Consider the following 8179-nt stretch of genomic DNA (forward strand, 5'->3'; position numbering starts at 1 on the left):
CAGAAAACTTGATAGGGATAATCGTTCGTTGCTATTCTATCTATCGCCATGGACTATCGTGGCGATGGAGGATGAATAATGAATATTCGCGATCTTGAATACCTGGTAGCGCTGGCTGAACATCGCCACTTCCGACGTGCGGCAGATTCCTGCCACGTCAGTCAGCCCACGCTCAGCGGACAAATTCGCAAGCTGGAAGATGAACTTGGGGTGATGTTACTGGAGCGCACCAGCCGTAAGGTTCTGTTCACTCAGGCGGGTTTGCTGCTGGTGGATCAGGCGCGTACCGTGCTACGCGAAGTAAAAGTGCTCAAGGAGATGGCAAGCCAGCAAGGGGAAACCATGTCCGGGCCGCTGCATATCGGCCTGATCCCGACGGTGGGGCCATATTTGCTGCCGCACATAATCCCGATGCTGCATCAGACTTTCCCGAAGCTGGAAATGTATCTGCATGAGGCGCAAACCCATCAGCTGCTGGCGCAGCTCGATAGCGGTAAGCTCGACTGCGCGATCCTCGCGCTGGTCAAAGAGAGTGAAGCCTTTATCGAAGTGCCGCTGTTCGATGAGCCGATGATGCTGGCTATCTATGAAGACCATCCGTGGGCGGAGCGCGATCGCGTGCCGATGTCGGATTTAGCCGGTGAAAAGCTGCTGATGTTGGAAGACGGACACTGTCTGCGCGACCAGGCGATGGGCTTCTGCTTTGAAGCGGGGGCGGATGAAGATACCCACTTCCGAGCGACCAGCCTTGAAACGCTGCGCAACATGGTTGCCGCCGGAAGTGGTATTACGCTGCTGCCGGCGCTGGCGGTACCGCAGGATAGAAAACGCGATGGCGTGGTCTATATTCCGTGCATTAAGCCGGAACCAAGACGCACCATCGGGCTGGTTTATCGTCCTGGTTCGCCGCTGCGTAGCCGCTATGAGCATCTGGCGGAGGCCATCCGTAGTACTATGGATGGCCACTTCGATAAGGCGTTAAAAGAGGCGGTTTAAGCCGTTTAACGCCGCTACCCGATAGGCTTCGGCCATGGTCGGGTAGTTAAAGGTGGTGTTAACGAAGTACTCAATGGTGTTACCGCCGCCTTTCTGCTCCATAATCGCCTGGCCGATATGAATAATTTCGGCCGCGCGCTCGCCAAAACAGTGGATACCGAGGATCTCTTTCGTCTCGCGATGGAACAGAATCTTCAGCGTACCTACGCTCATACCGACGATTTGCGCCCGCGCCAGATGTTTAAACTGCGCGCGACCCACCTCATAAGGCACCTTCATGGCGGTTAGCTGCTGCTCGGTTTTACCCACTGAGCTGATTTCCGGAATGGTGTAGATCCCGGTCGGGATATCTTCAATCAGATGCGCGGAGGCTTCGCCTTTGATCAGCGCCTGCGCGGCGATGCGCCCCTGATCGTAAGCCGCTGATGCCAGGCTCGGATAACCGATAACGTCGCCGACGGCATAGATGTGCGGCAGAGCAGTCTGATACATGCTGTTCACTTTCAGCTGGCCGCGGCTGTCGGTTTGCAGACCGATATTTTCCAGCGCCAGGGTGTCGGTGTTACCGGTACGGCCGTTGGCGTACAGCAGGCAGTCAGCTTTCAGCTTCTTACCGGATTTCAGATGCATGATCACGCCATCATCGACGCCTTCGATTTTCTCGTACTCTTCGTTGTGGCGGATAACCACGCCGCTGTTCCAGAAGTGATAGGAGAGCGAATCGGACATCTCCTGATCGAGGAACGCCAGTAGACGATCGCGGGTGTTGATCAGATCGACCTTAACTTCCATACCGCGGAAGATCGATGCGTACTCGCAGCCGATCACCCCGGCGCCGTAAATGATCACGTGGCGCGGTTCGTGGTGCAGGCTAAGAATGGAATCGCTGTCGTAAATGCGCGGGTGGTGGAAATCGACGTCGGCCGGATGATACGGGCGCGAGCCGCAGGCGATAACGAATTTCTCGGCGGTGACCGTTTCTACGGTGCCATCGTGACACTCCAGCGCCAGCGTGTGCTCATCAACAAAGTGGGCGTTGCCCTGCAGAATTTCGCAGTGGTTGCGCTCATAGAAACCCTGACGCATATGGGTTTGCTGGTTAATGACGCTGTCGGCATGGTTGAGGATGTCGGCGAAGGAAGAACGGAGAAGACGGGAATGGTCGCTGTAGAGGGGGTTTTGGTTAAACTCGATAATACGGCTGACGGCATGGCGAAGCGCTTTTGACGGGATGGTTCCCCAGTGGGTACAACCACCGCCGACGTTATGGTAGCGCTCGATAACGGCAACACGAGCTCCCTGTTTCACCAGTCCCATAGCGGCGCCTTCGCCGCCAGGACCGGAACCAATCACTATTGCATCATAATCCCAAGAGTGTGACATGGCATTACTCACCTGTTTTATACACAAAATAAACACGATGATAACATTTGGCGAGCTTTAACCCAATTATCGTTGTGCTTTTTTGCGGCATAAAAGCAGAAACGGCTCATAAACAATCATTCACAATCCAGTACAAACCGATTAGTTTTAATCTCTGGTATAGTGCCGACAGGGCTATTGGAAGGATTCATACATCGTGATGGGCGTAAGAGCACAACAAAAAGAAAAAACCCGCCGCTCGCTGGTGGAAGCGGCATTTAGCCAACTTAGCGCTGAGCGAAGCTTTGCCAGCCTGAGCTTGCGCGAGGTTGCGCGGGAAGCAGGGATCGCGCCGACGTCCTTTTATCGTCATTTTCGCGATGTCGATGAGTTAGGCCTGACGATGGTAGACGAAAGCGGGCTAATGCTGCGCCAGCTGATGCGCCAGGCGCGCCAGCGCATTGCCAAAGGCGGCAGCGTGATCCGCACCTCCGTCTCTACCTTTATGGAGTTTATTGGTAACAACCCGAACGCCTTTCGCCTGCTGTTGCGTGAGCGTTCTGGCACATCCGCGGCGTTTCGAGCCGCTGTAGCGCGCGAGATCCAGCATTTCATCGCGGAACTTGCCGACTATTTAGAACTCGAAAACCATATGCCGCGCGCCTTTACCGAAGCGCAGGCTGAAGCTATGGTCACCATCGTATTCAACGCCGGTGCGGAAGCGCTGGACGTCAGTCCGGAACAGCGCCGACAGCTGGAAGAGCGGCTGGTACTGCAGCTCAGAATGATTTCAAAAGGCGCGTATTACTGGTATCGCCGTGAACAAGAAAAAATGTCACATCATTCCGAATAACGTGAAGGACGAGCAATGAAACACTCAGTTCAAGATAAAGGTACGCTACTGCTGGCGCTGATCGCGGGTCTGTCCATTAATGGCACCTTCGCCGCGCTGTTCAGCTCAATCGTTCCCTTTTCCATCTTCCCGGTTCTGTCGCTGCTGCTGACGGTGTACTGCCTGCACCAGCGCTATCAGAACCGCAGTATGCCGGTCGGGCTGCCGGGGCTTTCCGCCGCCTGTTTTATTCTCGGCGTATTGCTGTATAGCACCGTGGTGCGCGCAGAATATCCGGATATCGGCTCTAACTTCTTCCCGGCCGTACTGTCCGTCGTGATGGTGTTCTGGATCGGTTACAAGATGCGCAACCGCAAAGATACCGCGGCGGAGTAATCCGCCAGGCAATAACCCGGCAACGTTGCGTTCGCCGGGTTTTTTTATGCGTTTATTTCTTCGTTAACAGCACGCCGCATTCCATATGGTGGGTATACGGGAACTGATCGAATAGCGCCAGGCGGGTGACATTGTGCGTCTGGCTGAGGGTTTCCAGGTTCTGGCACAGTGTTTCCGGGTTGCAGGAGATATACAGAATTCGCGGATAGGCCTGAACCATTTTTTCGGTCTCGCTATCCAGCCCGCTGCGCGGCGGATCGACAAAAATGGTTTCGCACTGATAGCTTTGCAGATCGATACCCTGTAGACGGTTAAACTCTCGCACGCCGTTCATCGCCTGAGTAAACTCTTCTGCCGCCATGCGGATAATCTGCACGTTATCGATATGGTTGGCGGCAATATTGTATTGCGCGGAGGCGACTGACGGTTTAGCGATTTCCGTCGCCAGCACGCGATCGAAGTTACGCGCCAGCGCTAGCGAGAAGTTGCCGTTGCCGCAGTAGAGCTCCAGCAGATCGCCGGTGGAGCCTTTGGTGACGTCCAGCGCCCACTCCAGCATCTGAATATTCATCGCCGCGTTTGGCTGGGTAAAGCTGTTTTCTACCTGACGATAAATCATTTCGCGCCCGCCAACCGGCAGACGTTCATCGACATAATCCCTATCGAGCTCGATTTTGGTTTTAGTGGCGCGGCCAATCAGCTGCACGTTGAGATTTTGCGCGCGCAGGGCATCGCGCAGCGCTTCCGCGTGCTGGCGCCATTCGTCGTCGAGCTTCTTGTGATAGAGCAGCGAGACGATGGCCTGGTTGCTCATGGTCGTCAGATAATCAATCTGGAAAAGCTTATGGCGCAGGACCGGGTTATGGCGCACGCCGTCGAGCATCGCCGGCATCAGCTGGTTGATGAGCTCGCTGGCGGCCGGGAAGGTATCGACGCGAATACGCGACTTGGTCTGCTGATCGAAGATGATGTGATAGAGGTCGTCGCCGTCGTGCCACAGGCGAAATTCAGCGCGCATCCGGTAGTGGCTGACCGGCGAACGAAATACCTCCGGAACCGGCGCGGCAAAAGGGGCCATCATTTTCTGCAAACGGACGACTTTTTCTGCCAGTTGCGCTTCGTATTGCTCGGTAGGGAGGTGTTCGGGGGTCATGATGCATCCTGAATAAAATAAGTACGCGGGGATTGTAGGGAAAGCATTGGGGATGTCCAGTCCTGGTTGCGGATGAAATATCGTTATAGCAGTCTGGACATCTATATGTTTCTAATTGTAGCATCTTGCAACCGGTCCTCTGAGTTAATAGGGAATCCAGTGCGAATCTGGAGCTGACGCGCAGCGGTAAGGAAAGGCGAGAAATAAGCGCACTCGGTGCAGACACTGCGGTTAGCCGTGGGAAGTCATTATTTCTTGAAACCGCCTCCAAGCCCGAAGACCTGCCGGATACGTCGCATTTGGTTTCTATCATCGCGAGCTACTGATAGAGCCGGCGGCATCCTCTCTATATTATGGATGCTTTTACAATGATTAAAAAAGCTTCGCTGATGACGGCTTTATCCGTCACGGCATTTTCCGGCTGGGCGCAGGACAGCAATTCAAATACGTTAGTGGTGACGGCAAACCGTGTGGCGCAACCTATCGAGACCGTGCTGGCGCCGGTGAGCGTGGTGACGCGGCAGGATATCGATCGCTGGCAGTCAACCTCTCTCACCGATGTGATGCGCCGCCTGCCGGGCGTGGACATCGCGCAAAACGGCGGCATGGGGCAGCAGAGCTCTCTTTTCGTACGCGGTACCAACTCCAGCCATGTCTTAATCCTGGTGGATGGCGTACGTCTGAATCAGGCGGGCGTCAGCGGCTCTTCCGACTTAAGCCAGTTCCCTATCGCTCTGGTACAGCGCATTGAATACGTTCGCGGCCCGCGCTCGGCGGTCTACGGTTCAGACGCGATTGGCGGGGTGGTGAACATTATTACCACTCGCGACCAGGACGGCACCACGCTCAATGCCGGCGTGGGTTCAAATGGCTACCAGAACTACGGCGGCAGCACGCAGCAGACTTTCGGCGGTCATACCCGCGTCACCCTGGCGGGCGACTATACCTATACCAAAGGCTTTGATGTTGTCGCGGAAGGCAATACCGGCGGCGTTCGCCAGCCGGATCGCGATGGCTTTATGAGCAAAACGATCTACGGCGCGCTGGAGCATAGCTTCTCCAATGAGTGGAGCGGCTTTGTGCGCGGATATGGTTATGACAACCGGACGGCCTATGATGGCTCTCCTTATGGCGGCGTATTAGTCGACACTCGCCAGCTGTATAGCCAGACCTGGGATGCCGGCCTGCGTTTTAATCAGGATATCTTCCACTCGCAGCTGACTTCCAGCTATAGCCACAGCAAGGACTACAATTACGATCCGCGACTGGGGCGCTATGACACCTCGGCGACGCTGGATGAAGTGAAACAGTACAACGTGCAGTGGGCGAACACGGTCGATGTTGGCCACGGCAACGTGGGCGCCGGAATCGACTGGCAGAAACAAACCACCGAGCCTGGCACGAACTATGTGACCGATGGCTATGAAATCCGTAATACCGGCCTGTTTATCACCGGCTTGCAAAAGTTGGGCGATTTCACCCTGGAAGGGGCGGCGCGTAGCGATGATAACTCGCAGTTTGGCCAGCACGGTACCTGGCAGAGCAGCGCCGCGTGGGAGTTTATCGACGGCTACCGCTTTATCGCCTCTTATGGCACCGCCTACAAAGCGCCGAATCTCGGCCAGCTGTACGGCTTCTATGGTAATCAGAATCTCGACCCGGAAGAGAGCAAGCAGTGGGAAGGGGCCTTTGAAGGCCTGACGTCTGGGGTGACATGGCGCCTGTCCGGATATCGTAACGACATCGACAATCTGATCGACTACGACTCGCAGCTGATGAAATATTACAACGTCGGCAAGGCGCGTATTAAAGGTATTGAAGCGACGGCGTCGTTTGATACCGGGCCGCTGGCGCACAGCATCAGCTATGACTATGTCGATGCGCGTGATGCGAAAACCAACGAGCTGCTGGTGCGCCGGGCAAAACAGCAGGTGAAATACCAGCTGGACTGGCAGGTTTATGATTTCGACTGGGGTGTGACCTATCACTATCTTGGCACCCGTTATGACAACACTTACGACCCGGTAACCTATGCGCCTGAGAGCGTTAAGCTGGGTGGCGTAAGCTTGTGGGATCTCGCAGTTTCGTATCCAGTCACCTCACATCTCACAGTTCGTGGTAAAATAGCCAACCTGTTCGATAAAGATTACGAGACAGTATATGGCTACCAAACTGCAGGACGGGAATACACCTTGTCTGGCAGCTACACCTTCTGATCCACGTCCCACCGTGCTGGTGTTTGATTCCGGCGTCGGTGGGTTGTCGGTATATAACGAGATTCGGCAGCTGCTGCCGGATCTACATTACATTTATGCTTTCGATAACGTTGCTTTCCCGTATGGCGAGAAGAGCGAAGAGTTTATCGTTGAGCGTGTTGTTGAGATCGTGACTGCCGTTCAGCAACGCTATCCTCTGGCGCTGGCGGTCATCGCCTGTAATACCGCCAGTACCGTTTCCCTGCCAGCCCTACGTGAAAAGTTCGCTTTCCCGGTGGTCGGCGTGGTGCCGGCAATTAAGCCTGCCGCGCGCTTAACGGCAAACGGCATTGTTGGCCTGCTGGCGACGCGCGGTACCGTCAAGCGTCCTTATACCCGTGAACTCATTGACCGCTTTGCCAATGAGTGCCGCATCGAAATGCTGGGTTCCGCTGAGCTGGTGGAACTGGCAGAGGCGAAGCTGCACGGCGAAGCGGTACCGTTAGAAGAGCTGCGTCGAATTCTGCGCCCGTGGCTACGGATGCAGGAACCGCCCGATACGGTCGTATTAGGTTGTACGCACTTCCCACTACTGGCGGAAGAACTGCAACAGGTTATGCCGGAAGGAACGCGGTTTATCGATTCCGGCGCGGCGATTGCTCGACGCACCGCCTGGCTGCTGGAGCATGAAGCGCCGGATGCCAAATCGAATGATGCCAATAAGGCTTTTTGCATGGCGATTACCCCGGATACTGAACAGCTTTTACCCGTTTTACAGCGTTACGGCTTTGAAACGCTGGAAAAACTACCGCTTTAATGGCGTTTTGCGCAAAAAAAAGACGGTTGAAAAGTTTTTTGAAAACAGGGCTTGTCAACGTCTCAGAACTCCCTATAATGCGCCTCCACTGACACGGAACAACGGCAAACAAGCCGCCGGGTCAGCGGGGTTCCGGTGAGAACCTCGCGGAGAAAAGCAAAATAAATGCTTGACTCTGAGGCGGGAAAGCGTAATATGCACACCCCGCGCCGCAGCGAAAAACGAAGCGGCACTGCTCTTTAACAATTTATCAGACAATCTGTGTGGGCACTCAAAGTGACATGGATTCTTAACGTCCTCGGACGAAAAATGAATACCAAGTCTCTGAGTGAACATGCGTAATTCATTACGAAGTTTAATTCACGAGCATCAAACTTAAATTGAAGAGTTTGATCATGGCTCAGATTGAACGCTGGCGGCAGGCCTAA

At 54.8% G+C, this 8179-nt stretch carries 7 protein-coding genes and 1 riboswitch; of the genes, 5 read left to right on the plus strand and 2 right to left on the minus strand.

Translation table 11 applies throughout. The features are described from left to right. Nucleotides 1-78 precede the first annotated feature (78 nt). Entirely contained in the window at nt 79-996 is a 918-nt protein-coding gene (gene oxyR / locus AC22LX_RS23695; protein ID WP_045395327.1) for a DNA-binding transcriptional regulator OxyR, read from the plus strand. Here oxyR and sthA read toward each other — a convergent pair. Next, nucleotides 979-2379, minus strand: a complete 1401-nt coding sequence (gene sthA / locus AC22LX_RS23700; RefSeq protein WP_015368908.1) for a Si-specific NAD(P)(+) transhydrogenase — start codon at nt 2377-2379, stop codon at nt 979-981. The genes oxyR and sthA overlap by 18 nt on opposite strands. Before the next feature lie 196 nt (nt 2380-2575). Between sthA and fabR the strand changes: the two genes are divergently transcribed. After that, complete coding sequence (fabR, locus tag AC22LX_RS23705; RefSeq protein WP_015368907.1) at nt 2576-3211, plus strand: HTH-type transcriptional repressor FabR; 636 nt, start codon at nt 2576-2578, stop codon at nt 3209-3211. Nucleotides 3212-3226: 15 nt separating this feature from the next. Then, nucleotides 3227-3586 carry a YijD family membrane protein gene (locus AC22LX_RS23710; protein ID WP_045395329.1) on the plus strand — a complete coding sequence of 120 codons (360 nt, stop codon included), beginning with the start codon at nt 3227-3229 and terminating at the stop codon, nt 3584-3586. Nucleotides 3587-3638: 52 nt separating this feature from the next. On the opposite strand, the gene trmA is transcribed toward AC22LX_RS23710, so the two are convergent. Beyond that, entirely contained in the window at nt 3639-4739 is a 1101-nt protein-coding gene (gene trmA / locus AC22LX_RS23715; RefSeq protein ID WP_020077583.1) for a tRNA (uridine(54)-C5)-methyltransferase TrmA, read from the minus strand. A 115-nt stretch (nt 4740-4854) separates the two neighbouring features. Next, nucleotides 4855-5042: riboswitch (cobalamin riboswitch) on the plus strand. Between the two features lie 65 nt (nt 5043-5107). Here trmA and btuB point away from each other — a divergent pair. Further along, a complete protein-coding gene (btuB, locus tag AC22LX_RS23720) occupies nt 5108-6955 on the plus strand; it encodes a TonB-dependent vitamin B12 receptor BtuB (protein WP_015368904.1) in 1848 nt (615 codons plus the stop codon). Continuing rightward, nucleotides 6900-7751 (plus strand): glutamate racemase, encoded by an 852-nt coding sequence (murI, locus tag AC22LX_RS23725; protein WP_015703959.1) that lies wholly within the window; start codon nt 6900-6902, stop codon nt 7749-7751. Before btuB ends, murI begins: the two co-directional genes overlap by 56 nt. Nucleotides 7752-8179: the final 428 nt, after the last annotated feature.

It is taken from the genome of Klebsiella sp. PK01, assembly GCF_057624675.1.

Coding starts and splice junctions, on each gene's coding strand:
- oxyR (WP_045395327.1), top strand. CDS start 79: ATGAATATTCGCGATCTTGAATACCTGGTAGCGCTGGCTGAACATCGC.
- sthA (WP_015368908.1), bottom strand. CDS start 2,379: ATGTCACACTCTTGGGATTATGATGCAATAGTGATTGGTTCCGGTCCT.
- AC22LX_RS23710 (WP_045395329.1), top strand. CDS start 3,227: ATGAAACACTCAGTTCAAGATAAAGGTACGCTACTGCTGGCGCTGATC.
- trmA (WP_020077583.1), bottom strand. CDS start 4,739: ATGACCCCCGAACACCTCCCTACCGAGCAATACGAAGCGCAACTGGCA.
- btuB (WP_015368904.1), top strand. CDS start 5,108: ATGATTAAAAAAGCTTCGCTGATGACGGCTTTATCCGTCACGGCATTT.
- murI (WP_015703959.1), top strand. CDS start 6,900: ATGGCTACCAAACTGCAGGACGGGAATACACCTTGTCTGGCAGCTACA.